This is a genomic window from Propionicimonas sp., assembly GCF_049840635.1.
In the GTDB taxonomy this organism is placed as follows: Bacteria; Actinomycetota; Actinomycetes; order Propionibacteriales; family Propionibacteriaceae; genus Propionicimonas.
On record NZ_JASGKL010000004.1, the window covers coordinates 820,516 to 846,284 of the forward strand.

The 25,769-nt window shown below is 71.6% G+C and carries 20 protein-coding genes; 10 read left to right on the top strand and 10 right to left on the bottom strand.

Annotated elements, in window-relative coordinates:
• Nucleotides 1–10 precede the first annotated feature (10 nt).
• The 6 genes from QM779_RS04000 to glgX form a co-directional block, all read right to left on the bottom strand.
• Nucleotides 11–2,524, bottom strand: coding sequence for an MFS transporter (locus tag QM779_RS04000; RefSeq protein WP_428531939.1), 2,514 nt, complete (start codon nt 2,522–2,524; stop codon nt 11–13).
• A gap of 67 nt (nt 2,525–2,591) precedes the next feature.
• Nucleotides 2,592–3,374: an NUDIX hydrolase gene (locus QM779_RS04005; RefSeq protein ID WP_428531942.1), complete on the bottom strand. Its 783-nt coding sequence runs from the start codon at nt 3,372–3,374 to the stop codon at nt 2,592–2,594.
• Nucleotides 3,371–5,269 (bottom strand): 1,4-alpha-glucan branching protein GlgB, encoded by a 1,899-nt coding sequence (glgB, locus tag QM779_RS04010; RefSeq protein WP_428531945.1) that lies wholly within the window; start codon nt 5,267–5,269, stop codon nt 3,371–3,373. Before glgB ends, QM779_RS04005 begins: the two co-directional genes overlap by 4 nt.
• Nucleotides 5,269–6,576 (bottom strand): phosphotransferase, encoded by a 1,308-nt coding sequence (locus QM779_RS04015; protein ID WP_428531948.1) that lies wholly within the window; start codon nt 6,574–6,576, stop codon nt 5,269–5,271. Before QM779_RS04015 ends, glgB begins: the two co-directional genes overlap by 1 nt.
• Before the next feature lie 10 nt (nt 6,577–6,586).
• A complete protein-coding gene (locus tag QM779_RS04020; protein ID WP_428531951.1) occupies nt 6,587–8,707 on the bottom strand; it encodes an alpha-1,4-glucan--maltose-1-phosphate maltosyltransferase in 2,121 nt (706 codons plus the stop codon).
• Between the two features lie 132 nt (nt 8,708–8,839).
• Nucleotides 8,840–11,047: a glycogen debranching protein GlgX gene (gene glgX / locus QM779_RS04025; RefSeq protein WP_428531954.1), complete on the bottom strand. Its 2,208-nt coding sequence runs from the start codon at nt 11,045–11,047 to the stop codon at nt 8,840–8,842.
• 83 nt (nt 11,048–11,130) lie between these two features.
• Here glgX and QM779_RS04030 point away from each other — a divergent pair, with 83 nt between their 5' ends.
• Genes QM779_RS04030 through QM779_RS04040 form a run of 3 tightly spaced genes read left to right on the top strand, consistent with a single transcriptional unit; the run spans nt 11,131 to nt 14,374 of the window.
• The gene (locus QM779_RS04030) at nt 11,131–12,252 is read left to right on the top strand and encodes a cysteine desulfurase family protein (RefSeq protein WP_428531957.1); all 1,122 of its coding nucleotides are present in this window, start codon (nt 11,131–11,133) and stop codon (nt 12,250–12,252) included.
• 29 nt (nt 12,253–12,281) lie between these two features.
• Nucleotides 12,282–13,358: a tRNA 2-thiouridine(34) synthase MnmA gene (gene mnmA, locus QM779_RS04035; protein WP_428531960.1), complete on the top strand. Its 1,077-nt coding sequence runs from the start codon at nt 12,282–12,284 to the stop codon at nt 13,356–13,358.
• A complete protein-coding gene (locus QM779_RS04040; RefSeq protein WP_428531963.1) occupies nt 13,358–14,374 on the top strand; it encodes a methionine synthase in 1,017 nt (338 codons plus the stop codon). The genes mnmA and QM779_RS04040 overlap by 1 nt, the downstream gene beginning before the upstream one ends.
• 12 nt (nt 14,375–14,386) lie before the next feature.
• On the opposite strand, the gene QM779_RS04045 is transcribed toward QM779_RS04040, so the two are convergent.
• Nucleotides 14,387–14,917, bottom strand: coding sequence for a dihydrofolate reductase family protein (locus QM779_RS04045; protein WP_428531966.1), 531 nt, complete (start codon nt 14,915–14,917; stop codon nt 14,387–14,389).
• A 69-nt stretch (nt 14,918–14,986) separates the two neighbouring features.
• Here QM779_RS04045 and ligA point away from each other — a divergent pair, with 69 nt between their 5' ends.
• Together ligA and QM779_RS04055 are read left to right on the top strand one after the other, a co-directional pair.
• Nucleotides 14,987–17,062 carry an NAD-dependent DNA ligase LigA gene (ligA, locus tag QM779_RS04050; protein ID WP_428531969.1) on the top strand — a complete coding sequence of 692 codons (2,076 nt, stop codon included), beginning with the start codon at nt 14,987–14,989 and terminating at the stop codon, nt 17,060–17,062.
• A 9-nt stretch (nt 17,063–17,071) separates the two neighbouring features.
• Nucleotides 17,072–17,275 (top strand): hypothetical protein, encoded by a 204-nt coding sequence (locus tag QM779_RS04055; protein ID WP_428531972.1) that lies wholly within the window; start codon nt 17,072–17,074, stop codon nt 17,273–17,275.
• Here the strand turns inward: QM779_RS04055 and QM779_RS04060 are convergent.
• The 3 genes from QM779_RS04060 to QM779_RS04070 form a co-directional block, all read right to left on the bottom strand.
• Entirely contained in the window at nt 17,257–18,609 is a 1,353-nt protein-coding gene (locus QM779_RS04060) for an RNA polymerase sigma factor (RefSeq protein WP_428531975.1), read from the bottom strand. The two genes, QM779_RS04055 and QM779_RS04060, sit on opposite strands and share 19 nt — an antisense overlap.
• The gene (locus QM779_RS04065) at nt 18,510–19,295 is read right to left on the bottom strand and encodes a YciI family protein (protein WP_428531978.1); all 786 of its coding nucleotides are present in this window, start codon (nt 19,293–19,295) and stop codon (nt 18,510–18,512) included. The genes QM779_RS04060 and QM779_RS04065 overlap by 100 nt, the downstream gene beginning before the upstream one ends.
• Before the next feature lie 199 nt (nt 19,296–19,494).
• A complete protein-coding gene (locus QM779_RS04070) occupies nt 19,495–20,106 on the bottom strand; it encodes an amino acid-binding protein (RefSeq protein WP_428533059.1) in 612 nt (203 codons plus the stop codon).
• Nucleotides 20,107–20,214: 108 nt separating this feature from the next.
• On the opposite strand from QM779_RS04070, the gene gatC reads away from it, so the two are divergent.
• The 5 genes from gatC (at nt 20,215) to QM779_RS04095 (ending at nt 25,736) form a co-directional block, all read left to right on the top strand.
• A complete protein-coding gene (gatC, locus tag QM779_RS04075; protein WP_428531981.1) occupies nt 20,215–20,511 on the top strand; it encodes an Asp-tRNA(Asn)/Glu-tRNA(Gln) amidotransferase subunit GatC in 297 nt (98 codons plus the stop codon).
• Entirely contained in the window at nt 20,508–22,034 is a 1,527-nt protein-coding gene (gatA, locus tag QM779_RS04080; RefSeq protein ID WP_428531984.1) for an Asp-tRNA(Asn)/Glu-tRNA(Gln) amidotransferase subunit GatA, read from the top strand. The genes gatC and gatA overlap by 4 nt, the downstream gene beginning before the upstream one ends.
• A complete protein-coding gene (gatB, locus tag QM779_RS04085; protein WP_428531987.1) occupies nt 22,031–23,521 on the top strand; it encodes an Asp-tRNA(Asn)/Glu-tRNA(Gln) amidotransferase subunit GatB in 1,491 nt (496 codons plus the stop codon). Before gatA ends, gatB begins: the two co-directional genes overlap by 4 nt.
• A gap of 154 nt (nt 23,522–23,675) precedes the next feature.
• Nucleotides 23,676–23,990 carry a hypothetical protein gene (locus QM779_RS04090; RefSeq protein WP_428531990.1) on the top strand — a complete coding sequence of 105 codons (315 nt, stop codon included), beginning with the start codon at nt 23,676–23,678 and terminating at the stop codon, nt 23,988–23,990.
• A 3-nt stretch (nt 23,991–23,993) separates the two neighbouring features.
• Nucleotides 23,994–25,736, top strand: a complete 1,743-nt coding sequence (locus QM779_RS04095) for a DEAD/DEAH box helicase (RefSeq protein ID WP_428531993.1) — start codon at nt 23,994–23,996, stop codon at nt 25,734–25,736.
• Nucleotides 25,737–25,769 lie beyond the last annotated feature (33 nt).

Here is a 25,769-nt window from a genome sequence, read left to right on the forward strand (position 1 = left end):
GGCCATGCTCTCACGGTCGCGGAGCGCGGGTCCTGCGACGTCCGGAGAGCAGCAGCAGGACGCCCGCGGCGAGCGCGGCGGACATCGTGGACAGGTAGATGCCGCGGAAGCCGGTGTTGAGCGTGTCGGCGAAGGTCTGTTCGAGGGTGGGGGAGAGGGCGTCGATCTCGGCGAGGTAGTTCTCCTTGGCCGTCTCGAACGCCCCGGGCACCGCGTCGCGGAGCTCGACCAGCTGCGCGCGGGTGGTGGCGAGGTCGTCCAGCGCGTCGGCGAGGCTGTCCCTCGCCGTGACGAGGTCGTGGCGCTGGGAGACGGCGGTGGCCAGTTTGCCCTCCAGCGTCCGCAGCTCGCCCCGCAGGGTGGCCCGCTTGTCGACGACCGTCGCCCGCTTCCTCGCCAGGGCCGCGCGCTCCTTCGTCACGGTCGCGATCTTCGCGCGCAGTGTGTCCCGCTTGTGGACGAGCGTGGTGCGCTGCGCCTTCGTGGAGTCCAGCTTGGCCGTCAGCGCGTCGATCTGCTCGCGCAGCGCGGTCGCGGCCGGGGGCTCGGGCGTGCCCGGCGGCAGCGCCGCCATGATCTGGTCGTAGGCGGCCTGGAGCTGGGCGATCCCCTCCTTCTGCCCGGCGATCGCGGCGTCCAGGCCCTTGATCCCCTTCGTGATCCCTGCGACGGCCTTCTCCATGCCGGCCTTCGCCTTCGCCGTCCCGGCCAGGCCCGCGTCCATACCGGTGATGGCCTTCGTCATGCCAGCGATGCCCTTCTCCATGCCGGACGCCGCCTTGCGCATGCCGGTGATGCCGGCCGTGACGCCCTTGACCGCCTTCACGAGCTTCGCGTGCTGCGTGGTGAGGTCGGACGCGGCGTCGTCCAGGCTGCTCAGGCCGGTGTTGACCCCATCGGTGATGTCGGCGATCACGGACGGTGTCTGCTCGGCGAACATTCGTTCTGCGACGGTCTTCGTGCGCTCGGTGATGTTCGTGACGTCCGCCGTCTGCAGCAGTTCGACGAGGTCGTCGGGCAGCGACGCACCGGAGTCCATGTCGATGTCGATGGTGGTCATGCTCGTCAGGTCGGGGAAGTCGACGTCCTTGAGCTTGTCCTTGAGGTGCTCGTCGGCCTTGAGTTCGGCGAACTTGGCCTGCAGCTCGCTGGCGTGCGGGAGGGCGGGCGCACTGATCTGGGTGGGCAGCTCGGCGGTCAGGTTGGTCTGGAGTTCCGTGCCCGCGTGGGAGAGGAAACCGACCAGGATCGCCGGGGCGAGCGTCGTCCCGATCGAGCGGACCAGCGAGAGCGTGGCCAGCGCCGAGTTCGACTCCTCGGGACGGGTGCGGTCGAGCATCATGTAGTTCAGCGGCGACCCGATCGTGAAGCCCAGGCCCAGGCCCATCAGCGCGAGGGTCGTGCAGACGCTCACCCAGGACGGGGAGGGGATCGCCCACCACACGCCCACCGCGGCGGCGATCGCGGAGACCGTGACGCCGAAGCCGAGCACGAGCCGCGGCCCGAACCGGTCGGTGAGCGTGCCGGACAGGGGAGCGCCGATGCCCGAGAACAGGCCGAGGATGATCACGAAGTAGCCGCCGTCCCCGGACGGGATCCGCAGCGCGTTCTCCGCGAACTGCGGGACGAACACCACACCCATCAGGATCACGCCGGAGAGGAACGCGAGCAGCAGGGTGACGCCGATCGCCGCGTCGGTGAAGTAGCTGAGGTTGAGGACGGGGTCGGCTGCGCGGCGTTCGGCGAGCACGAAGAACGGCAGCAGGACGAGGAACCCCAGCAGGAACGGGTAGACGTCGGTGCTGGTCACCGAGTGCACGAAGTCGAAGAAGTCGATGTTCCGCAGCCCGTAGAGCAGGGACAGGATCATCGCGACCAGAAGGGTGATCCCGAGCAGGTCGATCTTCGAGACCTGCTCGACCTTGTGGTTGGGCAGGAAGAGCAGTCCGCCGACGATGATCGCGATGCTGATCGGGACGTTGACGTAGAAGATGAACTGCCAGTTGTGGGTGCCGAAGACATTCAGGATCAGGCTGCCGGCGCTGGAGCCGAAGATGTTCGCCACGCCGTACACACCACCGACGAGGCCCAGCGCCATGCCGCGCTTCTCCTCGGGGACCGATGTGCCGAACTCCGCGGTCGCGATCGGGACGATGCCGCCGCCGCCGATGGCCTGGATCGCGCGGGAGATGATCAGCATCTCGAAGCTGCCGACGTCCTGGCTGAGCCCGCACAGCAGGGAGCCGACGCCGAACAGGGTGATGCTGAGCAGGTAGACGGGCTTGCGGCCGTAGCGGTCGGCGAGCTTGCCCATGATCGGGATGGAGGCGGCGTAGGCCAGCGTGTAGATCGTCAGCATCCAGATGCCGGTGGAGTCGTCGACCCCCAGGTCGTTCTGGATGATCGTGCGCGCGGGGGTGACGATGCCGGTGTCGATGGCGCCCATGAAGATGCCCAGCAGGTACACCGCCATCAGGACGCCGAGCCGGCGAACCGGTGGCGTCGCCACCTGCCCCTGCGTCATCAGACCCCCAAGATGATTAGCCCGATGCGAACAATACCTGCCGGAGCGGCAGTTTCAACCGCGGTGCTCAGCTGATTCGCTCGCCGGCTTCCAGGTAGAGGGTGCGGCCCTCCTCGCGGGCGTCCAGCGCGGCGCGGAGGCGGCCCTGTGCGAACGGCGCCATGGTGGCGATGGCGTCCTCGACGGGCAGCCAGTGGACGGCGCGGATCTCGCGCAGGTCAGGACGCAGCAGTTCGACGGCGTGGTCGGCGAGGTCGCGGCCGTCGAAGATCAGCTCGACGGCGTCCTCCCAGCCCAGGTACGGGGCCAGCCAGTCCACGACCAGCAACCGGCCGATGCTGACCGCGTGGCTGAGCTCCTCCTCGACCTCGCGAACCAGGCCCACCCGGGGGCTCTCGCCGACCTCCAGGATCCCGCCGGGCAGCTCGAAGTCGGGCTTGAACGTGGTCTCCAGGACGCACACCCTGCCCGCGCTGTCGGTGAGCAGCAGGTGGCTGATCACCCGCTTCCGCGCGGTGACCGTGTTCATCACGGCCGTGAACGCCTCGCGCCCGTCCGCGGGATCCCCGCGCAGCAGCGCGTACCAGGCCTGGTCGACGCGTCCGTCGGCGGTGATCCAGCGGTCCCGGGAGACCCCCTCCAGCCGGAACCCCGCCCGGTGCAGCGCCCGCCGCCGCGGCCGGTCGTCCGCGGCCACGGACGTCTCCAGCCGCCGCACGCCGTCGTCCGCCAGCGCCAGCCGGCAGGTGTTCAGCACCAGCAGGTGCAGGCGTTCGGGCGCGTCGTCGCCGCCGAAGTCGATGATCGCGTTGCCGTCCGCCACGACGAACGGCAGGGACTCCCGGATCACTCCTGGTCGTCGAGCTCGAAGAACACCGCGCCCAGCGGAGGGACGACCACGGTGGCGCTGGCGGGCAGGCCGTTCCAGCCCTCGTCGGTCGCCGTGACCTGGCCGAGGTTGCCGAAGGTGTCCGAGCCGTCGTAGGTGCCGGAGTCGGAGTTGAAGACCTCCTTCCACACCCCGGCCTTGGGCAGGCCGATCCGGTACCGCGTCCACGGCTCGGAGGAGAAGTTCACGATCACGGCGACGTGCCCTCCGGACGCGTCGCTGCGCACCCACGAGTAGGTGTTGGCGCCCGCGTCGTCGGCGTTGATCCAGCGGAAGCCCGCCGGGTCGGAGTCGAGCTCCCACAGGGCAGGGTGCGAGCGGTACAGCTCGTTGAGGTCCTTGAACATGCGCTGCAGCCCGTGGTGCCCCCACAGGTCGGAGACCCACCACTCCAGGCTGGTGGCCTCGTTGAACTCGCTGCGCTGCCCGAACTCGCAGCCGGCGAAGATCAGCTTCTTGCCGGGGAAGGCCCACATGTAGGAGTAGAAGGCCCGCAGCGTGGCGAACTGGCGCCACGTGTCCTGCGGGATCTTGTTGATCATCGAGCCCTTGCCGTGCACCACCTCGTCGTGGGAGATCGGCAGGACGAAGTTCTCCGAGTACGCGTAGACCATCGCGAACGTCATCTCGTTGTGGTGGTACTGCCGGTGGATCGGCTCCAGCGCGAGGTAGCGCAGCGAGTCGTTCATCCACCCCATGTTCCACTTGAAGCCGAACCCGAGGCCGCCGGAGTGCACCGGCTTCGTGACGCCGCCGAAGGACGTCGACTCCTCGGCGATCATCACCACGCCGGGCACCCGCTCGTAGAGGTGCTTGTTCACGTAGCGCAGGAAGTCGATCGCCTCGAGGTTCTCGTTGCCGCCGTAGATGTTCGGCACCCACTCGCCGTCCTCGCGCGAGTAGTCCAGGTAGAGCATGGACGCGACCGCGTCCACGCGCAGCGCGTCGATGTGGAACTCGGTCACCCAGTACAGCGCGTTGGAGACGAGGAACGACTTCACCTCGTTGCGGCCGTAGTTGAAGATGTAGGTGCCCCAGTCCTTGTGCTCGCCCTGCCGGGGGTCGGCGTGCTCGTACAGCGCGGTGCCGTCGAAGCGTCCGAGCGCCCACTCGTCCTTGGGGAAGTGGCCGGGCACCCAGTCCAGGATCACGCCGATGCCGGCCTGGTGCAGCCGGTCGACGAGGTAGCGGAACTCGTCGGGGCGGCCCAGCCGCGACTGAGGGGCGAAGTAGTTGGTGACCTGGTAGCCCCAGGACGGCTCGAAGGGGTGCTCGGTGACCGGCATGAACTCCACGTGCGTGTAGCCCTGCCAGGTCACGTACTCGACCAGCTCGTCGGCCAGTTCGAGGTAGGTCTTGCCCTTGCGCCACGAGCCGAGGTGGAGCTCGTAGATGCTCATCGGCTCCTTGTACGGCTGGGACGCGGCGCGCCGCTCGATCCACGCCTCGTCGTCCCACAGGTACTGGCTGGTGTAGACGATCGAGGAGTTCGCGGGGGCCTGCTCGGCGAAGAAGGCCATCGGGTCGACCTTCTCCCGCCACACCCCGTCGGCGCAGAGGATGTTGAACTTGTACAGGGCGCCGGTGCCGACGCCCTCCACGAACAGGCCCCACACCCCGCTGCCGGGGATCCGCGACATGGCGTCGCCGGTCCACCAGTTGAAGTCGGCGTTGAGCCGGACCTCGCGGGCGTTCGGCGCCCACACGGCGAACCGGGTGCCGTGGAGGTCGCCCCGCTCGTCGTCATGGATGGTGACCTCGTGGGCGCCCAGGCGTCGCCAGCACTCGGTGTCGCCGCCGCTCTGGAAACCCTCCAGGTCCCAGCCGGTGAGCCCGCCCGCCACGTCGTGTGCCATCACTGCTCCTCTTGCGTCGGTGCCGGCGGGTCAAGGGAAACCCGTCTGGCCTCATCTTGGACTGCCCGCCAGGGAATGTGTGCCCAATCGGGCCGATTGCGGACCTCGTACACGACCTCGTAGACCGCCTTGTCGAGCTCGTAGGCGCGCAGGAGGGCCGGCTCGGCCCGGTGCCGGCCGCTGTAGCCGGCGAGGAACGCCTCCCGTGCGGCCGCGCACCACTGCCGCGCCGCTGCGCCGTCGGGGTCGGCGTGCGCACTGCGCGCGTAGTCGAGGCTGCGCAGCAGGCCGGCGACGTCCCGCCACACCGAGTCGAACGCGCGGCGCTCGGCGAGGGTCTTGAGCGGCTCGCCCTCGAAGTCGATGATCACCCACTCCCCGGCGCGGCCCTGTTCGCGGTGCAGCACCTGGCCCAGGTGGAAGTCGCCGTGGACGCGCTGGGTGGCGAGGTCGTGACCGGACGGAGCCCCGAACAGCAGCCGTGCCGCCCTGCGGTACGCGTCCAGCTCGCGCACCTGGTCGGCCGCCCGGTCGAACCGGTGCACCATGTCGGTCGTCACCTCGTCGCCGGGACGGGTGGACGTGCCGAACGCCATCGCGAGGCGCGCGTGCAGGTCGCGGAGCTCCGCGCCGAGCTGGTGGCACTCCACAGAGATGTCCCGGCCGGCCGCGCAGGCGTCGGTGGCGTACACCCAGCCGTCGGTGATGCCGGTGATCCGCTGGCAGAACATGGCCAGGTCGTAGCCGTCCGCGGACAGCGTGCCGTACAGGTCGGGAGTGATCCCCGACCCGCTCAGCGCCGCCAGGACCTCCGCGTCCAGGTTGCGGCCGGGCTCGAGCTTGCGGAACAGCTTCAGCAGGGTCGTCGCGCCGACGACGATCGTCGTGTTGCTCTGTTCACCCGTGAACAGCCGGATCTCCGCGTCCGCGTCGACGGGGGACGCGTCGTGCCAGTCCATCCCGGGCCCCGGTGTGTCCCGCAGCGCGCGGACCAGCGCCGCGGCCGATTCCGGGTGGGACGGAGCGTCCAGGACGTCGACGTCGCCGAGCCCCGGCAGCGTGGTCGTCCCCACGGACAGGCCAGCGGGAGCCGTCCCCGCCGGGACGTAGGACACGACCAGCTGGTAGGTCTCCGTGCGACCGTCCTCGTAGGCGATCTCCGCCAGCTCGGAGCGCACCGCGGGCCAGGCGCCCGCTGCGGTGTACCACGGGAGCGCGGTGATCCGGGCCACGCGCGCGCCGAGGCCCTTGCCGCCGAACCAGCGGGCTCCTCGCAGGTGCTCCTGCCACGCGGACGCGGTGCTCACGCCCGGCCCCTCACCGACCCCGCACGTGCAGGATGTGGGCGGGATTCGCCGGGCTCAGCCGGACGAAGTTGCGCTCCCCCCACGTGAACGTCGCCCCGGTGAGCTCGTCCCGCATGTCGATGGTCTGGCCGTCGACACCGAGCCAGCCGAGGTCGAGGCGGACGTCGCTCTCCACGCCCTGGTTCGGGTCGAGGCTGCAGATCACGACCACCGCGTCGTCCCCGTCCCGCTTGGCGAAGGCGAGGACGCCGTCGTGCGGGGCGTCGAGGAACTGGATCTGGCGCAGCTGCTGCAGCGCGGGATGGCTGCGCCGGATCTGGTTGAGGCTGCCCAGCAGGACGTTCAGATTCGGCTCGGCGCCGTGGTCCCGGGGCCGGTACTCGAACTTCTCCGAGTTCCGGTACTCCTCGCCGCCGGCCTTCAGGGGCTCGTGCTCGAACAGCTCGAAGCCCGCGTACACCCCCCACGACGGGGACAGCGTGGCGGCGAGGATCGCCCGGATGGCGAACGCGGAGGGGTTGCCCGACTGGAGGAAGAAGGGGTTGATGTCGGGAGTGTTCACGAAGAAGTTCGGACGGTAGAAGGCGTCGGTCTGGGTGGACAGCTCGGTCAGGTACTCCTCCAGCTCCCACTTGGTGTTGCGCCACGTGAAGTAGGTGTAGCTCTGGTGGAAGCCGACCTTGCCCAGGGCGTGCATCATCTCCGGCTTGGTGAACGCCTCGGCGAGGAACAGCACGTCCGGGTCGGTCTCGCGGACCTGCCGCATCACCCACGCCCAGAACTGCACGGGCTTGGTGTGCGGGTTGTCGACGCGAAAGATCCGCACGCCGTGGGACATCCACAGCTTCAGGATCCGGAGCACCTCGTGGTAGATGCCGTCGGGGTCGTTGTCGAAGTTGATCGGGTAGATGTCCTGGTACTTCTTCGGCGGGTTCTCCGCGTAGGCGATCGTCCCGTCCAGCCGGGTGGTGAACCACTCCGGGTGCGCGGTCACCCACGGGTGGTCGGGGGAGGCCTGGAGCGCGAAGTCCAGGGCGATCTCCAGCCCCAGCTCCTTCGCCCTCGCCACGAAGCGGTCGAAGGAGTCCCAGTCGCCGAGGTCGGGGTGGATCGCGTCGTGGCCGCCCTCGGGCGCCCCGATCGCCCACGGCGAGCCGGGATCGGCGGGGCCAGGGATCAGCGTGTTGTTGCGGCCCTTGCGGAACGCTGTGCCGATCGGGTGGATCGGCGGGAGGTAGACGACGTCGAAGCCCATCGACGCCGCGTGCTCGAGCCGCTCGTGGGAGCTGTCGAACGTGCCGGACGTCCAGGTCTTCGTCGCCTCGTCGTAGCTCGCTCCCTGAGACCGGGGGAAGAACTCGTACCAGCTGGAGAACAGGGCCCGCTGCCGGTCGACGAACAGGGGGAAGTCGGCGGTCGGGGTGAGCAGCTCGCGCGGCCCGTACTGCCTCATGGCGCGGGAGATCCCGTGGGCTGTCGCGACCTCGATCAGGTCGTCGGCGGGTCGCTCGGGGATGAGCAGCATCGACGTGGCCTTCAGGATCGACGCCTGGACCGGGTCGCCCGCGGCCTCGGCGAGCGCGGCGGTGCGCTCGAGCAGGTCGCGTCCCTCGAGGCAGACCAGTTCGATGTCGACCCCTGCGGGGAGCTTGGCCTCCGCGTTGTGCAGCCAGGTCGCCCACGGGTCGGACCAGCCCTCGACGCGGAACGTCCACGCGCCCTCGGCGTCCGGGCGCACCCAGGCCTCCCACGGGTCCAGCCCGCGGGGTTCGACCGGCGTCATGTCGGTGCGGTGCTCGACGCCGTCCGGCGACGTGAGGATCACCGAGGCGTTGACGGCGTCGTGACCCTCGCGGAAGACCTTGGCCCGGATCGGGATCAGCTCGCCGGCCACGACCTTGGCGGGATAGGCGGCACCCTCGACGACAGGGCTCACCCCGCTCACGGGGATCCGGCCGAAGCCCCGGGCGACCACGACCGGGGGCTGGAGGTCGAGCGGTGCGGGGACGGGTGCCGGCTCGGCGGCGGACAGGCCCGCCGTCGGCGCGGACGTCGTCGTCTGCGTCGTCGCGACCGGGCGGGCCGCCGTCCGCTGTGGGCTCCTGCGGGACGGGTTGGCGGTTGCGCTCACGCCTTCAACCTAGCGTCTGCCCTTGCCGAGCGGGAGGGCGGACCCGCGAGGACCCGCCGGGTCCTCTCCGGATGTGGGATTGCGTGGAGGTGCGCAGCGGCAGGAGCGGGCCGAATGTGGGATTCGTCCCGCTCAGCCGGCGTCCTCCTCGGTCGGGGTGGCCGGCGATGCGGGTACGAACTCTGCTCCCGTGCGCACGTCGGCAGCCAGCACGACGACGGTCCGGCCCGGCATCGTGACTGTGCGGCCCGGGGCGACCGGACGCCGCGGCAGCTCACCGGGGACGCCCGTGTGCGCGAGGAGGTGGTAGCGCTGCGCCCAGGGCGCGCCGGGCAGGGAGATCTCGACGGGGTCCCAGCCGGCGTGGAAGTAGATCAGGAGGGCCTCGGTCTGGTCGGACAGGTACATGCCGAGCGTGCGGCGTCCCATGTCGTGCCACGCCTCGGTGGTCATCTCGGTGCCGGACTCGGCGAACCAGGCCACGGGCGAACGCCCCAGGCCGTGGCCGTTGGCGTCGGTGACCTCGCCGTGGTAGCGCCAACGGTCACTGCGGAGCAGCGGGTGCTCGGCCCGCAGCTTCAGCAGGGTGCGGGTGAGGTCCTCCTGCCCGACCCACTCCTCCTCGGCCAGCCAGTTCACCCACGAGACGGGGGAGTCCTGGCAGTAGGCGTTGTTGTTGCCGCCCTGGGTGCGGCCGAGCTCATCGCCGGCGAGGATCATCGGCACGCCCGCGCTGAGCAGAAGCGTGGCCATCAGGTTGCGGGTGGTGCGCTGCCGCGCCGCGACGATCGCGCGGTCGTCCGTCTCGCCCTCGTAGCCGTGGTTCCACGACCGGTTGTCGTCGGCGCCGTCCCGGTTGCGTTCGGCGTTGGCCTCGTTGTGCTTGAGGTCGTAGGTCACGATGTCGCGCATCGTGAAGCCGTCGTGCGCGGTGATGAAGTTGATCGAGGACGTGGCCGGCCTGCCGCCGTGGTCGAAGATGTCCGACGAACCCGACAACCGGGTGGCGAGTTCCTGGACGCCGCCGATCGCACCGCGCCAGAAGTCGCGGGTGAAGCCGCGGAAGCGGTCGTTCCACTCCGACCAGTCCTGGCCCCAGCGTTCGACCTGGTAGCCGTAGGGGCCCATGTCCCACGGCTCGGCGATCATGACCTTGCCGGCCAGGACGGGATCGGCAGCCACGAGCCGCTTGAACTCGTGGTTCTGGTCGACGTGGTGTGAGTGGTCGCGGATCAGCGTGGTGGCGAGGTCGAACCGGAACCCGTCCACCCCCATGTCGCCCGCCCAGTAGCGCAGGGAGTCGAGCACGAGCTTCAGCACGCCCGGGTTGGAGGTGTCGACGGCGTTGCCGCAGCCGGTGACGTCGTAGTCGTTGCGCTTGTCGTCGGTGAGCCGGTAGTACTCGCCGTGGTCGATCCCGCGGAAGCTCAGCGTCGGGCCGTCGTGGCCGCCTTCGCCGGTGTGGTTGTAGACGACGTCGAGGATCACGGCGATCCCGGCGGCGTGCAGGGCCGAGACCATCTCCTTGAACTCCCTGACCTGGCCGCCGAGCGTGCCCGCGTCCGAGGAGGCGTAGGGGGCGTGCGGGGCGAAGAAGCCGAGGGTGTTGTAGCCCCAGTAGTTGGTGAGCCCCCTGCCGACGATGAAGGGCTCGGACACGAAGTGGTGCACGGGAAGGAGCTCGACGGCGTTCACGCCGAGGTCGACCAGGTGCTGCACGACCGCGGGGTAGGCCATGCCGGCGTAGGTGCCGCGGAGGTGCTCGGGGACCGACGGGTGCTGGCGGGTGTAGCCGCGCAGGTGGGTCTCGTAGATCACCATGTCGGCCAGCGGGATCGGCTCGGGCAGGGGCTTCGGCGGCGCGGAGTCGGCCACGACGACGCTGAGCGGAACCGCGGCGAACGAGTCGGTCAGGTCGGGCAGGAAGTTCGACTCGGGGGTGTGGTCGGCGATGGGGCCGGAGTAGTCGACGCCACCGGTGATCGCCCGCGCGTAGGGATCGAGGAGCAGCTTGGCGGGGTTGAAGCGTTCGCCCTTCTCGGGGGCCCACGCGCCGTGGACGCGATAGCCGTAGCGCTGGCCGTCCCCGATCCCGGCCAGGTGCAGGCTCCAGATCCCCTCGCCGACCGGCGCGAGGTCGTGGTTGGTCTGCCGGCGGTGCTCGTCGACCAGCACCAGTTCGATGCGGGTGGCCCGGGGAGCCCACAGCGAGAACGTGGTGCCACCGTCGTGCACGCGTGCTCCGAGGACAGCGTCCTGCAGCGTCGTGACGCCCTGTTCGGGCGCCGCCACGGATGTGGGCGTCAACAGATGCTCCCCTCTGGCACTTCGATCCAGCATAGTTTGGCCTAACCTGCCCTGATTCCCGAGAGGTGAGCCACCGAACGGGAAAACGTTTCACGAGTCGGATGAGAGCCGGACGGATGGCCACGCGCACCTACCTCGACCACGCGGCGTCGAGCCCCGTGGTGCCCGAGGCCGCCGCGGCGATGCGCGAACTCCTCGGCGTGCCGGGCAACCCGAGCTCGCTGCACGCGGCGGGACGCGCCGCGCGGCGGGTGCTCGAGGACGCGCGGGAATCGCTGGCCGCCGACCTCGGTGCCCACCCGAGCGAGGTCGTGTTCACCTCCGGCGGGACCGAGGCGGACAACCTCGCCGTCCTGGGCGTGCAGGTCGCCGACCGGCCCCAGATCGCGGTCTCGGCGGTCGAACACCCCGCCGTCGCCGCCGTGCGCGACCGGCACACCGACGTCGTGGTGCTGCCCGTCGATGCGGGCGGGCACCTCGACCTGGCGGCCTCCGCGCTCCTGGTCGGCCCGCAGACGGCGCTGGTGTCTGTGATGTGGGTGAACAACGAAACCGGCGCCGTGCAGCCGGTCGCGGAGGTGGTCGACCTCGCCCACCGGGCCGGCGTCCTCGCGCACAGCGACGCCGTGCAGGCGTTCGGGCACCTGGCCGTGGACTTCGCGGCGAGCGGGCTGGACCTGCTCAGCACATCTGCGCACAAACTCGGCGGCCCGGTCGGGATCGGCGCGCTGCTCGTCCGGCGCGGAACGCGGCTCGCCCCGGTCGGCTTCGGCGGCGGCCAGGAAGCGAGGCTGCGGTCCGGGACGGCCCCGGTGGCGCTCGCCGCGGGGTTCGCCGCCGCGAGCCGGGTGGCAGCCGGGCGGCGGGTCGCCGAGGCGACCCGGCTGGCCGCGCTGCGGGACCGGCTCGTGGCCGGAGCGCTGGCCACCGTCCCCCGCACCCGCTCGAACACGGTCGAGCCGTGCGGGCCGGCGATCGTGAACCTCACCTTCGCCGGCGTCCGGGCGGACGACGTCCTGCTGCTGCTCGACGCGGCCGGCTTCGACGCGTCCACCGGCTCGGCGTGCACGGCGGGCGTCCACCAGCCGAGTGAGGTCCTGCTCGCCATGGGACGCAGCCTCGACGACGCGTCCGCGAGCCTGCGGTTCTCCTTCGGCCCTCCCACGACCACCGAACAGGTGGACGCGCTGCTGGCCGTCCTGCCTGGCATCGTCGAGAGGGCACGGGCGGCCGCGTAGGATCTGTAGTTCTGCGAGGGAGGCGACGGGTGCGGGTACTGGCGGCGATGTCGGGCGGAGTCGACTCCGCCGTGGCCGCTGCGCGCCTCGTCGACGCGGGGCACGAGGTGGTCGGCGTCCACCTCGCGCTCTCGAAGAACCCCGAGACCTACCGCAGCGGCGCCCGCGGGTGCTGCTCGCTGGAGGACTCGCACGACGCCCGACGCGCGGCCGATGTGCTGGGCATCCCGTTCTACGTCTGGGACTTCGCCGAGCGGTTCGCCGAGGACGTGGTCTCCGACTTCGTCGCCGAGTACGCGGCCGGGCGCACCCCCAACCCGTGCCTGCGCTGCAACGAGAAAATCAAGTTCGCCGCCGTCCTCGAGCGCGGCCGGGCCCTCGGCTTCGACGCCGTGGCGACCGGCCACTACGCGCGCGTCCGCACCGGCGGGGGCCGGGTGTCGCTGTACCGCTCACGCGAGGCGGCGAAGGACCAGTCCTACGTGCTCGGGGTGCTGGACGCCGACCAGTTGCAGCACTCGCTGTTCCCGCTCGGGGACGACACCGCGAAGGCGCAGGTGCGCGCGGAGGCGGCCGCGCGCGGCCTGAGCCTGGCGAAAAAGCCGGACAGCCACGACATCTGCTTCATCCCGACCGGGGACACCGCCGGCTTCCTGCACTCCCGCCTCGGCCGACGCAGTGGCGACATCCTCGATGGTGCCGGCGAGGTCGTGGGTGCCCACTCGGGCTCGCACCAGTTCACGGTCGGCCAGCGGCACGGCCTCCACCTCTCGGTCCCTGCGGCAGACGGTCAGCCCCGCTACGTCACCGCGGTCGACCCGGTCCGCAACACGGTCACGGTCGGGCCCAGGGCGTCGCTGGCCGTGCGCGTGATCGAGGGCATCCGTCCGACCTGGACGGAGCAGTACGTGCCGGGCACCTGGGACGCGCTGGTCCAGGTCCGTGCGCACGGCGAGGCGATGCCGGCCACCGTGACCGCGTCCGCCGACGGTGTCCGGATCGAACTGGCCGCCGCTGCGTTCGGGATCGCGCCGGGGCAGGCGGCGGTGTACTACGACGGCGACCGTGTGGTGGGCAGCGCGACGATCGCGGCGACGGCGGCGTGATGGTCGTCTTCACCGGCGTGGGCTCGCTGCCGGGCACCGACTACGGCGCCGCGCTGCGGATGACGTTCGACCGGGTCCCCGACCTGCCGTACCTGCCCGAACTGCCGGCCCGTGGCCCGTGGGCCGCGATGGTCGGACGCGGCCTCGGACTGCCGTCCGGACTGCCGGCCGAACTGGCCGCGGGGGAGTGGCGGCTGGCGGACGCCCCCGGCGTCGACCAGCGCCGCGCGCGAGCGACGTGGCGCGACGACCTCGACCGGCTGGAGGAGGCTGCCGACGGCTACGCGGGTCGGTTCAAGGTGGGGGTCACCGGTCCGTGGACGCTCGCCGCGTCGCTCGGCGTGGCCCACGTCGGCCGGGTGCTCGCCGACGTCGGTGCGCGCCGCGACCTTGCGCAGTCGGTCGCCGACGGCGTCGGCGAGCTGCTGGCCGACCTGGCCCGTCGGCTGCCCGCGCTGGAGCTGGTGCTGCAGGTGGACGAGCCGTCGCTGCCTGCCGTGGCCGCCGGGGCCGTCCCGACGCCCGGTGGCTTCTTCCGGCACCGCGCCGTCGACCTCCCCGAGCTGTGCCGCGGGCTGGCCTGGGTGGCCGGTGAGCCGGCCCGCAGGGGGCTCGATGTGCCGACCGTCCTGCACTGCTGCGCGCCGTGGCGGACGGGGCCGTGGCCGTTCGGTTCGCTGCTCGGCGCGGACAGCACCGGCGCGGGGTTCGGTGCGATCTCGCTCGACCTCGACCAGCTCGCCACCGGCGACTGGGACCCGCTGGCCGCCGCGACCGAGGCCGGGGCGACGCTCCACCTCGGCTGCCTCCCCACCGCGGGATCGCCGCGCCCGCTCGGGGTGGACGCGGTCCGCCGGCGCGCGCTGGAGGCCGTGGACCGGCTCGGCGGGATCGCGTCCGACGCCCTGGTGCTCACGCCCGCCTGTGGGCTCGCCGCCTGGTCGGCGCCGGAGGCCGGCCGCGCCTTCGACGTGCTCGCGAAGGTGGCCGTTCAGGTCGCCGAAGAACTCGGCTGAGGTTCGCCGGGCTCAGCGGACCACGTCGTAGCGGACGGCCACGAACTCGCCGCTGGAGTGGGTCTCGCGAACCTGCAGTTCCACGTGTCGCGGCAGCAGCGGACGCCCCGAGCCGAGCGTGACCGGGGCGATGTTCACCACGACCTCGTCCAGCAGGCCGGCGTCGGAGAATTGCCCGGCCAGGTCGCCGCCGCCGACGATCCAGACCGCCTTGCCACCGGCCGCAGCGGCCATCTCCGCGTGCACCTCGGCGACGTCAGCCGCGGTCACCCGGACGTCCGCCCCCGGCCACGCCTCGACCCCCGAGCGACTGAACACCCAGGTCGGCTGGAGATACGGCCATGACCCGTCCGCTCCGAGTTCCCGTTGCAGCCACCGGTAGGTGTTCGCACCCATGCACAGCGCACCGACGCCGGCGATGAACGCGGCGTAGTCCAGCGGGCCGTCCTCGCCGGACGTCCGGGACAGCAGCCAGGCCAGCGAGTGCTCTTCGGTCGCGATGAACCCGTCCAGGGTGGTGGCCGTGTAGTAGGTCGTCGTCACCACCACAGTCAACCGGACGCCACCGACGCCCGGCGAGCGATTGTCGGTGCCGCGCGTTACATTTCCGGCATGACGCAGGACGACGCCAGGGCGCGGCACGCCGAGCTCAGCACGGAGATCACCGATCACCGTGCCCGCTACTACGTGGCCGACGCGCCGCTCATCTCCGATGCGGACTTCGACGCGCTGATGCGGGAGCTGACCGCGCTGGAGGACGCCCACCCGGAACTGCGCACCCCGGACAGCCCCACCCAGCAGGTCGGCGGCTTCGCGAGCGCCACCTTCGCGCCGGTCACCCACCTCGTTCCCCTGATGAGCCTCGACAACGTGTTCTCCCTGGACGAGCTCGACAAGTGGCTGGCCCGCGCCGACGCCCTCGCGGGGACGGACGTGGCCGCCTCCGGCTTCCTCTGCGAGCTGAAGATCGACGGGCTCGCCCTCGACCTCGTCTACCGCGACGGCCGGCTGGCCAGCGCCGCCACCCGCGGCGACGGCACCGTGGGTGAGGACGTCACCGCCAACGTCCGCACGATCGCTGCGATCCCGTCCCGGCTGAGCGGCGACGACGTGCCCGACGTCGTCGAGGTCCGCGGCGAGGTGTTCATGCGGTTGGAGGACTTCGAGGCCCTCAACGCGGGCCTGGTCGAGGCCGGCAAGGCCCCGTTCGCGAACCCGCGCAACTCCGCCGCCGGCTCGCTGCGCCAGAAGGACCCCCGGGTCACCGCATCACGCCGTCTCGACTTCCTCGTCCACGGCCTCGGCCAGTTCTCCGGACCCGAGCTGGAGCGGCAGTCCCACGGCTACGAGGTGCTCCGCGCCTGGGGGCTGCCCACCTCCGCGCGGTACCGGGTCTGCCACAGCACCGCAGAGGTCCACGACTACATCGCCCACTACGGCGAACACCGGCACGACGTCGAGCACGACATCGACGGTGTCGTGGTGAAGGTCGACGACCGCGGGCTGCAGCAGAAGCTGGGCCACACCTCCCGCGCGCCGCGCTGGGCGATCGCCTACAAGTACCCGCCGGAGGAGGTGACGACGAAGCTCCTCGACATCCGGGTGAACGTGGGCCGCACCGGGCGGGTCACCCCCTACGCGGTGATGGAGCCGGTGTTCGTCTCCGGCTCGACGGTCGAGCAGGCCACCCTGCACAACGCCTCCGAGGTGCAGCGCAAGGGCGTCCTGATCGGCGACACGGTCGTGCTCCGCAAGGCCGGGGACGTCATCCCCGAGGTGCTCGGCCCGGTGGCCGACCTCCGCGACGGCACCGAACGGCCGTTCGTGATGCCGACCCACTGCCCGGCCTGCGGTACCGAACTGCGCCCGGAGAAGGAGGGCGACGCCGACATCCGCTGCCCGAACCAGCGCTCGTGTCCCTCGCAGTTGCGCGAGCGGCTGTTCCACCTGGCCTCCCGGCAGGCGCTGGACATCGAGGTGCTCGGCTGGCAGTCGGCGGACGCCCTGCTCAGCGGTGGGCTGCTGGTCGACGAGGGGGACCTGTTCGACCTCACGGAGGAGAAGCTGGTCGGCGCCGGCGTCCTGACCACGAAGGGCGGTGCCCTTTCGGCCAACGGCCGCAAGCTGTTGGAGAACCTGGAGGCGGCGAAGTCCCGTCCCTTCACCCGGTTCCTGGTCGCGTTGTCGATCCGCCACGTCGGCAAGGGCGTCGCCCCCGACGTCGCGGCCGCGTTCCCGAGCATCGACGCGCTGGAGGCCGCCAGCACCGAGGAACTCGGCGCCGTGCCCGGCATCGGGCCCACCCTCGCTGCGGCGATCAGCGAGTGGTTCACCGTCGACTGGCACCGCGCGATCGTGGCGAAGTGGAAGGCCGCGGGCTGCAACCTCTTCGCGCCCGCGCCGACGGACGGAGAGGGTGAGGGGCTCCCGCAGACGCTCGCCGGCCTGACCCTCGTCGTCACCGGCTCGCTGCCCGGCTACACGCGGGACAGCGTCACGGAAGCCATCGAGTCCCGCGGGGGCAAGGCCGCCGGCTCGGTGTCGTCACGGACCAGCTACCTCGTAGCCGGGGAGGGCGGGGGCTCAAAGTTCGACAAGGCGGTGGCGCTCGGCGTCCCGATCCTGGACGAGGCGGGCTTCGAGGCGCTCCTGGCCGGCGGCCCGGGGCCCCTCGACGCCGACGGGTAGGGTGGTCGCGTGCCCGAAGGCCTGAACTCCGACCTGAACCTGAACGTGGGTGCCCCGCCGCGGGTGCGTCCGCAGATGGGTGAGTGGGGCCCGCTCGACGTGCCGACCACGCGCAAGAAGCGGCACATGCGCTGGTGGGTGATCCTCGCCGTCGTCGTGGTCGCCGCCGTGCTGGTGGGCTACGGCTACTGGATCTACACGCTGGTCCGCTGAGCCCCGTCGAGTTCGGCCAGCCGGCGGCGCAGGTAGCGCTGCTCTGCACCGGTCGGCGCCAGCCGTAGCGCAGCGCGGTAGTAGCCCGCCGCCGCCTCCATCCTGCCCGCCCGTCGGGACAGGTCCGCCCGCGCGGCCGGGAGCAAGTGATGGCCGGCCAGCGCCGGGTCGGTCTCGAGGTCGCGCAGGGCGGCCAGGCCCGCGTCCGGTCCCTCGGCCATACCGAGCGCAACCGCGCGGTTGAGGGAGACGACGGGGGTGGGCGGCAGCTCGTCGTAGAGGGCGAGGATCGTCGGCCACCGTGTGTCCGCGGGCGTGGCTGCGGCGGCGTGCACGGCCTGGATCTCCGCCTGGACGCGGTACGGCCCGCGCTCGCCGGTGGCTGCGGCGAGGAGCCCGATGGCCTCGCGGATCTCGCCCCCGTCCCACCGGGTGCGGTCCTGTTCCTCCAACGGGACGAGGTCGCCCGCCGCGTCGACCCGCGTCGCGGTGCGCGAGTGCTGGAGCAGCAGCAACGCGAGCAGGCCGATCACCTCGGGATCCGGTAGCAGGCCTGCCAGCAGGCGGGTCAGCCGGATCGCCTCGACGGTCAGGTCGGGGCGCTGGAGGTCCTCACCGGAACTGGCCAGGTAGCCCTCGTTGTGGATGAGGTAGAGGACGGCCAGGACCCCGTCCAGCCGCTCGGCGAGCAGGTCCGGTCCGGGAACCCGGTAGGGGATGCCCGCCCGGGTGATCTTCGCCTTCGCCCGGACGATCCGTTGGGCCATCGTCGCCTCGCCGACGAGGAAGGCACGCGCGATCTCCGCCGTGGTGAGGCCGCCGACGGCCCGCAGCGTGAGGGCCACCCGCGCCTCCAGCGGCAGGGCCGGGTGCGCGCAGGTGAAGATCAGGCGCAGCCGGTCGTCCCACTCGGGATCGCCGGTGGCGAGCTCTGCTGGGTCGTCCTCTCCGCGCCCCCGTGCGTCGTCCATGATCGTCCAGTCCTTGAGCTTGGCCGCCTCGACGCCGCGCCGCCGCAGCCGGTCGAGCGCGAGGTGGCGGGCGGTGGTGGTCAGCCATGCTCCGGGTTTGGTGGGGACGCCGTCTCGGGGCCAGGTGGCGACGGCACGCTCGAAGGCTCCGGCGGCGGCGTCCTCGGCCAGGTCCCAGTCGCCGGTGGCCCGGATCAGGGACGCGACGATCCGGGACCACTCGCCCTGGTAGGCGTCCCGGACCGCCGCGTCGACGTCGGTGCTCAGAGCAGGACTCCCAGGGCCGGCTCGGTCCGGCGTTTCCAGTCGGGCTCCTCGCGCTCGGCCCGGGCGACGTGGTCCTCGTAGGGGTCGAGCGGCCACAACGGGTTGAGCACGATCAGGCCGGCGCTCGCCATCGGGTGGGCGGCGGCGATGTCGATCGCCTCGCCGAGCCGGCTCACCTGCAACAGGTCGATGCCGGCGACCCAGGGCCCGGCCGGGTCCTCGGTCGGCGCGTCGAGAAGGGTCCGGCCACCGCGGGAGCGGACCAGGGTGGCGTCCTGCGGCGGGCTGAGCTGCTCGCCGAACAGGCGCACCCCGCGCTCGTCCATCTCCTCCACCCAGGGCCGCACGTCGCCGGGCGTCCCGGTGGCCGCCGGATCGACGCAGACGAGCATCAGGTAGCGCTTGCCCGTGGTCGGCTGCTCCATCAGGCCGGGGGGAACGACGTGCGTCCCGTCCGGGTGCAGGAACGGACGCACTTCCGCGGTGCCGCTGCGGGCCGCGGGGTGACGGGCGGCGATGCCGATCGCCTCGTCCAGGTCGGGCACTTCGACGATGTCGAAGCCGCCGATCCACTCCTTCGCCTCGGTGAACGGGCCCTCGGTGATCAGGGTCTTCCCGTCGCGGACGCGGACGGTGGTCGCGTCCGGTGCGGGCCGCAGTCGTTCGCCGAACGCGTAGACGCCGCGCGCGGTGATGTCGTCGACCCACTCGGCGATGTTGTCCTCAGCGGGGTCGTAGGGCTGGGGATCGGTCCCGGCCGAGTAGAGCAGCAAGTAGTCCATGGCTGTTCCTTTCTCTCTCCTGCACCACCGACGAACGGGCAGCCCCGGTTTCGACAGGTTCCACGCTAGGCAGCTGCGAGGGCCGGGGGAAGCCCACCCTCTGCTCGCTGAGGACGATGAATGTGGCCTGTGAGGTGATCATGACGGCCTCCCTTCATCCTGACGACGGACGAAGGAGGCCGTTCTCGACAGCCCGGCGTCAGAGGGCGAGCGCGGTCAGGTGGCGCAGGCGGGCAAGCTCCGAATTGAGGAACTCGGGGCCGCCGCGGCGGGCCAGCACGATGGTCGCCTCGTTGCGGAACGGGGAGACGGCGATCAGGGTCTCGCCCCAGCCGGGCAGCCAGCCGTCGGGGAGTTCGCCGTCGGCGGTCTCGGTGAGGTCACCGAGCGCGGCGATGCCCTCGGCGTCGAGTTCGGGGGCCCGGTCGGTGCGGGCCAGCAGGGTGTTCCGTTCCCGGTCGACGAGGACGGCCCAGGTCACCCGGAACACCTGCGGCGCCTCCCTGGTCAGGATCTCGCCGGCGTGCTCGGGCTCCTCGATCATCGCGTTGAGCACGTCCACGTCCCCGAGCAGGCCCCAGCCCTCCGGGTAGTGGGACAGCCAGACCACCTCGACACCGGGCACCGAGGTGCAGGCGGTGATCAGGGAGTCGGGGGCGCTCCCGACCGGCAGCTCCAGCATGAAGTCGTCGATGGCGTAGCCCTCGTACTTCTCGACGATCTCGACGGCGTTGATGTCGGCACCGATGGTGCCCATCGCTGTCGCGACCGCGCCGAGGGTACCGGGACGGTCGGGGAGGACGACGCGCATCAGGAACACCCGCACAGTGTGGCGTATCGGTGTTACAACGGTGTCAAACCCTCCCGGTACAGTGAGACCCCCGCGGGCGCAGGCCCGCGGTCGCTACAGGAGTTCGCCTTGGCCTTGACTGCCGCCGACGTGGCCCGACTCGGGGCGCTGGCCCGAATCCGGCTGACCGATGAAGAACTGGCGCACCTCGCTCCCCAGCTGGACGTGATCCTCACGTCGGTGGCGAGCGTCGCAGAGCTCGCGACGGCCGACGTGCCGCCGACCTCGCACGCGCTGCCGCTGGTCAACGTGTTCCGGCCGGACGTGGTCACCCCGTCCCTGCCGGCCGCCGACGTGCTGGCCGCAGCCCCCGCCGTCGAGGACGGACGCTTCCGCGTCCCCCGGATCCTGGCGGAGGAGGCATGAGCGTGCTGAGGAGTACCGCGGCTGAACTGGCCGCGCAGGTCGCGTCCGGCGAGGTCAGCGCGCGGGAGGTCACCCAGGCGCACCTCGACCAGATCGGCGCGGTGGACGAGCGCGTGCAGGCGTTCCTGCACGTCGCGTCCGACCAGGCCCTGGCCGCGGCGGACGCGGTGGACGCGCGCAGGGCCGCGGGCGAGGAGCTGGGGCTGCTGGCGGGCGTCCCGCTGGCGATGAAGGACATCTTCACGATGGTCGGGATGCCGACGACGTGCGGCTCGCGGATCCTCGAGGGCTGGCTGCCGCCGTACAACTCCACGATCACCGACAAGCTCGTGGACGCGGGCGTGGTCGTCCTCGGCAAGACCAACATGGACGAGTTCGCGATGGGGTCCTCGACGGAGAACTCCGGCTACTTCACCACCCACAACCCGTGGGACACGACGAGGATCCCGGGCGGTTCGGGCGGCGGTTCGGCCGCCGCGCTGGCGTCCTTCGAGGCGCCGCTGGCGATCGGCACGGACACGGGCGGCTCGATTCGCCAGCCGGCGTCGGTCACGGGAACCGTCGGGGTGAAACCCACGTACGGGGCGACCTCCCGCTACGGCGTGGTCGCGATGGCGTCCTCGCTCGACACGCCCGGCCCGTGCGCGCGCACCGTCCTGGACGCCGCGCTGCTGCACAGCGTCATCGCCGGCTGGGACCACCGGGACTCCACGTCCATCAACGCGCCGGTCTCGGACGTGGTCGGCGCGGCCCGCAGTGGCGACATCGCGGGCATGCGGATCGGAGTGGTGAAGGAGTTCGGGGGCGAGGGCTACCAGCCGGGCGTCGAGCAGCGGTTCACCGAGTCGCTGGCGATCCTGGAGGGGCTCGGCGCGGAGATCGTCGAGGTCTCCTGCCCGCACTTCGAGTACGCGCTGGCCGCCTACTACCTGATCATGCCGAGCGAGGTGTCCAGCAACCTGGCCCGCTTCGACGCGATGCGGTACGGGTTGCGGGTGGGCGACGACGGCCTGCACAGCACCGAGGAGGTGATGAACCTCACCCGCGGGTCCGGTTTCGGCGCCGAGGCGAAGCGGCGGATCATCATCGGCACCTACGCGCTGTCGTCGGGCTACTACGACGCCTACTACGGGTCCGCGCAGAAGGTGCGGACGCTGATCTCGCGCGACTTCGACGCCGCGTTCGCGACCGTGGACGTGCTGGTGTCGCCGACGACGCCGACCACGGCGTTCCGGATCGGGGAGCGGGTGGACGACCCGCTGGCGATGTACAAGGCCGACCTGTGCACGATCCCGTCCAACCTGGCCGGGAACTGCGCGGCGTCGATCCCGTGCGGGCTCAGCCCGGAGGACGGGCTGCCGGTCGGGTTCCAGGTGATGGCGCCCGCGCTGGCCGACGACCGGCTGTACCGGGTGGGGGCTGCGCTCGAGCGCGAGCTGGCGTCCCGCTGGGGCGGCGGCCTGCTCGACCAGCTGGCCGACTCGGCGGCGGGGGCGTACCTGAAGGTGGGAGGCAGGGCATGAGCGTCCAGCTGGTCGACTACGACGACGCGCTCGCGTCCTTCGACCCGGTCCTCGGGCTGGAGGTGCACGTCGAGCTGAACACGGCGTCCAAGATGTTCTGCGGGTGCGCGAACGCGTTCGGCGCCGAGCCGAACACGCAGACCTGCCCGGTGTGCCTGGGCCTTCCGGGCTCGCTGCCGGTGGTGAACGCGAAGGCGATCGAGTCGGCGATCCGGATCGGGCTGGCGCTGAACTGCCAGATCGCGGAGTGGTGCCGGTTCGCGAGGAAGAACTACTTCTACCCGGACATGACGAAGGACTTCCAGACCTCGCAGTACGACGAGCCGATCGCGTTCGACGGCTGGGTCGACCTGGAGGTGGACGGGGAGACGTTCCGGATCGAGGTCGAGCGCGCGCACATGGAGGAGGACGCGGGCAAGCTCGTCCACGCCGGCGGCGTCACCGGGCGGATCGGGGACGCGGAGTACTCGCTGGTCGACTACAACCGGGCCGGAACGCCGCTGATCGAGATCGTGACCCGCCCGATCCGCGGCACGGGGGCGAAGGCCCCACAGGTGGCGAAGGCGTACGTGTCGTACCTGCGCGACCTGATGCTGAGCCTCGGGGTGTCGGACGTGCGGATGGAGCAGGGCTCGCTGCGGTGCGACGCGAACGTGTCGCTGATGCCGAAGGGCGCCACCGAGCTGGGCCTGCGCACGGAGACGAAGAACGTGAACTCGCTGCGCAGCGTGGAGCGGGCCCTGACGTACGAGATCCAGCGGCAGGCGGCGGTGCTGGGCGCCGGTGGCAAGGTCCACCAGGAGACGCGGCACTGGCACGAGGAGGGCTACACCACGGCGGGCCGTTCGAAGGAGCAGGCCGAGGACTACCGGTACTTCCCCGAGCCCGACCTGGTGCCGGTCGCGCCGAGCAGGGAGTGGGTGGAGGAGCTGCGGGCCACACTGCCCGAGAAGCCGCAACTGCGCAGGGCGCGGCTGCAGGAGGCGTGGGGCTTCACCGACCTGGAGCTGCAGGACGTGGTGAACGCCGGCGCGCTGGACCTGGTCGAGGCGACGGTCGCCGCCGGTGCGGGGGCGCAGTCGGCGCGGAAGTGGTGGACGACCGAGCTGGCGCGGCGGGCCAACGAGGCGGGGGTCGAGCTGGCGGGGCTGGCGATCACTCCGGGCCAGGTCGCCGAGGTTCAGGCACTGGTGGACGCGGGCACGGTGAACGACAAGCTGGCCCGCCAGGTGATCGAGGGCGTGCTGGCCGGGGAGGGGACGCCGACGGAGGTGGTCGCGTCCCGTGGCCTGGCGGTGGTGTCGGACGACGGTGCGCTGTCCGCAGCGGTGGACGCGGCGATCGCGGCGAACCCCGACGTCGCCGACCGGATCAGGGACGGCAAGCTCCAGGCCGCCGGTGCCCTGATCGGCGCGGTGATGAAGGACATGCGCGGCCAGGCCGACGCTGCCCGCGTCCGCGAGCTGATCCTCGAGAAGCTTGCCTGAGGAGGAGCAGGTGGCGGGCGCGCGTCGTGACGCTGCCCCCTCCGCAAGCTCAGGAGCCAGCTCCTCAGGGAGCGCTGAGGAGGAGACGGTCCCTGAGGAGCGAGCGGAGCGAGCGTCACGAAGGGCCGACGACCGCTTGTTCTGGGCACTCGCCGTGCTCGCCGTGGCAGTCCACCTGGTGGCGATCTACCTGCCGGGCAACCCGGACGGCAGCCTCGAGCTGCCGTGGCTACCGGGCGCTGACAAGGTGGTACATGTTCTGCTGTTCGCCGTTCCGGTGTACCTGCTGGGCCGTCTCACGCGGCGCGTCGGGTTGGTCGCGGGCGTGTTCGCCGTCCATGCTGTCGTGAGCGAGCTGGTCCAGTGGAGGTTCGTCCCGTACCGGGACGGGGACCCGTTCGATGCCCTGGCCGACCTGGTCGGGATCGGGCTCGCCGTCCTGTTGTTGAAGCGACGACCCGGGAGGTGAGCCGTGCCGATTGACGACCTGTCGCCGGCGTTCCCGGGGCGGGCCGCGTGGGGCACGGCGTCCAGGCTGCGGGCGTGGCAGGCGGAGGCGCTGGCCCGCTACAACGCGCTGGGCCAGCGGGACTTCCTCGCGGTCGCGACGCCAGGGGCGGGCAAGACGACCTTCGCGCTGCGGGTGGCGACGGACCTGCTGGACGCGCGCGCGATCGAGCAGGTGATCGTGGTCACGCCGACCGAGCACCTGAAGGTGCAGTGGGCGGACGCGGCGGCGAAGGTGGGGTTGCGGCTCGATCCGGGGCTGGGCGGCAGCAGGCGGGGCCGGTCGCGACAGTTCCAGGGCCAGGCGGTCACGTACGCGGGGGTCGCGGCGGCCACGTTCGCGTACGAGGCGCGGACGGCGAACGCGAGGACGCTGGTGATCTTCGACGAGGTCCACCACGCCGGGGACGCGCTGAGCTGGGGCGAGGCGGTGGCGCAGGCGTTCGCGCTGGCCACGCGCCGGCTGTCGCTGACGGGGACGCCGTTCCGCTCGGACGCCACGCCGATCCCGTTCGTGACGTACGTGGAGGAGGCGGACGGGATCCGCCGGTCGGTGGCGGACTACACGTACGGGTACGCGGAGGCGCTGCGGGACCACGTGGTGCGTCCGGTGGTGTTCCTCGCGTACGGCGGGGGGATGCGCTGGAGGACACGGGCGGGCGACGAACTCGCGGTGAACCTGGGTGAGCCGCTGACGAAGGAGGTCACGGCGCAGGCGTGGCGTACGGCGCTGGACCCGGCGGGGGAGTGGATGCCGGCGGTGCTGAGGGCGGCGGACCGGAGGCTGACGGAGGTGCGCCGGCACGTGCCGGACGCGGGAGGCCTGGTGATCGCCAGCGACCAAAGACAGGCCCGCGCGTACGCGCGGGCGCTGGAGGGGGTGTGCGGGGAGAAGCCGACGGTGGTGCTGTCGGACGACCCGGGGGCGAGCCGGCGGATCGAGCAGTTCGCGGCGTCCGAGGACCGCTGGATGGTGGCGGTGCGGATGGTGTCGGAGGGGGTGGACGTGCCGAGGCTGGCGGTGGGGGTGTACGCGACGGCGACGTCGACGCCGCTGTTCTTCGCCCAAGCGGTGGGTCGGTTCGTCCGCAGCCGGCGGCGGGGGGAGCTGGCGAGCGTGTTCCTGCCGACGGTGCCGATCCTGCTGGCGCACGCGGGGGCACTGGAGCGGCAGCGGGACCATGTGCTGGGGCGGCCGAAGCACGACGACGAGCTGTGGGGCGAGGAGGAGGCGCTGCTCGCCGAGGCGAACCGGACGCGGCGCAGCGCCGACCTGGAGGGGGAGCAGGAGACGCTGGAGGCGAACGCGATCTTCGACCACGTCCTGTTCGACGCCCACGCCTACGGCATGCAGGCCGAGCCGACGAGCGCGGACGAGGCCGACTACCTGGGCCTGCCGGGGTTGCTGGAGCCGGACCAGGTGGCGTCCCTGCTGGCAGAGAGGCAGCGCCGGCAGGTGGCACGGTCGGATCGGAGGGCGAAGCGCGAGCGGGAGCCGGCGGAGGCCAGCCTGTTCCGGGCGTTGGAGGGACGCCGCAAGGAGTTGAACAGCCTGGTCTCGCAGGTGGCGAGGGTCCGAGGAGTGCCGCACAGCCACGTCCACGCGGGCCTGCGCAGGGAGGCCGGCGGTCCGTCCCTCGCGCAGGCCACGACGGAGCAGGTGGAGGCGAGGATCCGGCTGGCGAGGCAGTGGCTGGCCGCGGGCTGAGGGTGAGCGGGGCACGGCGAGGATGGGCTGATC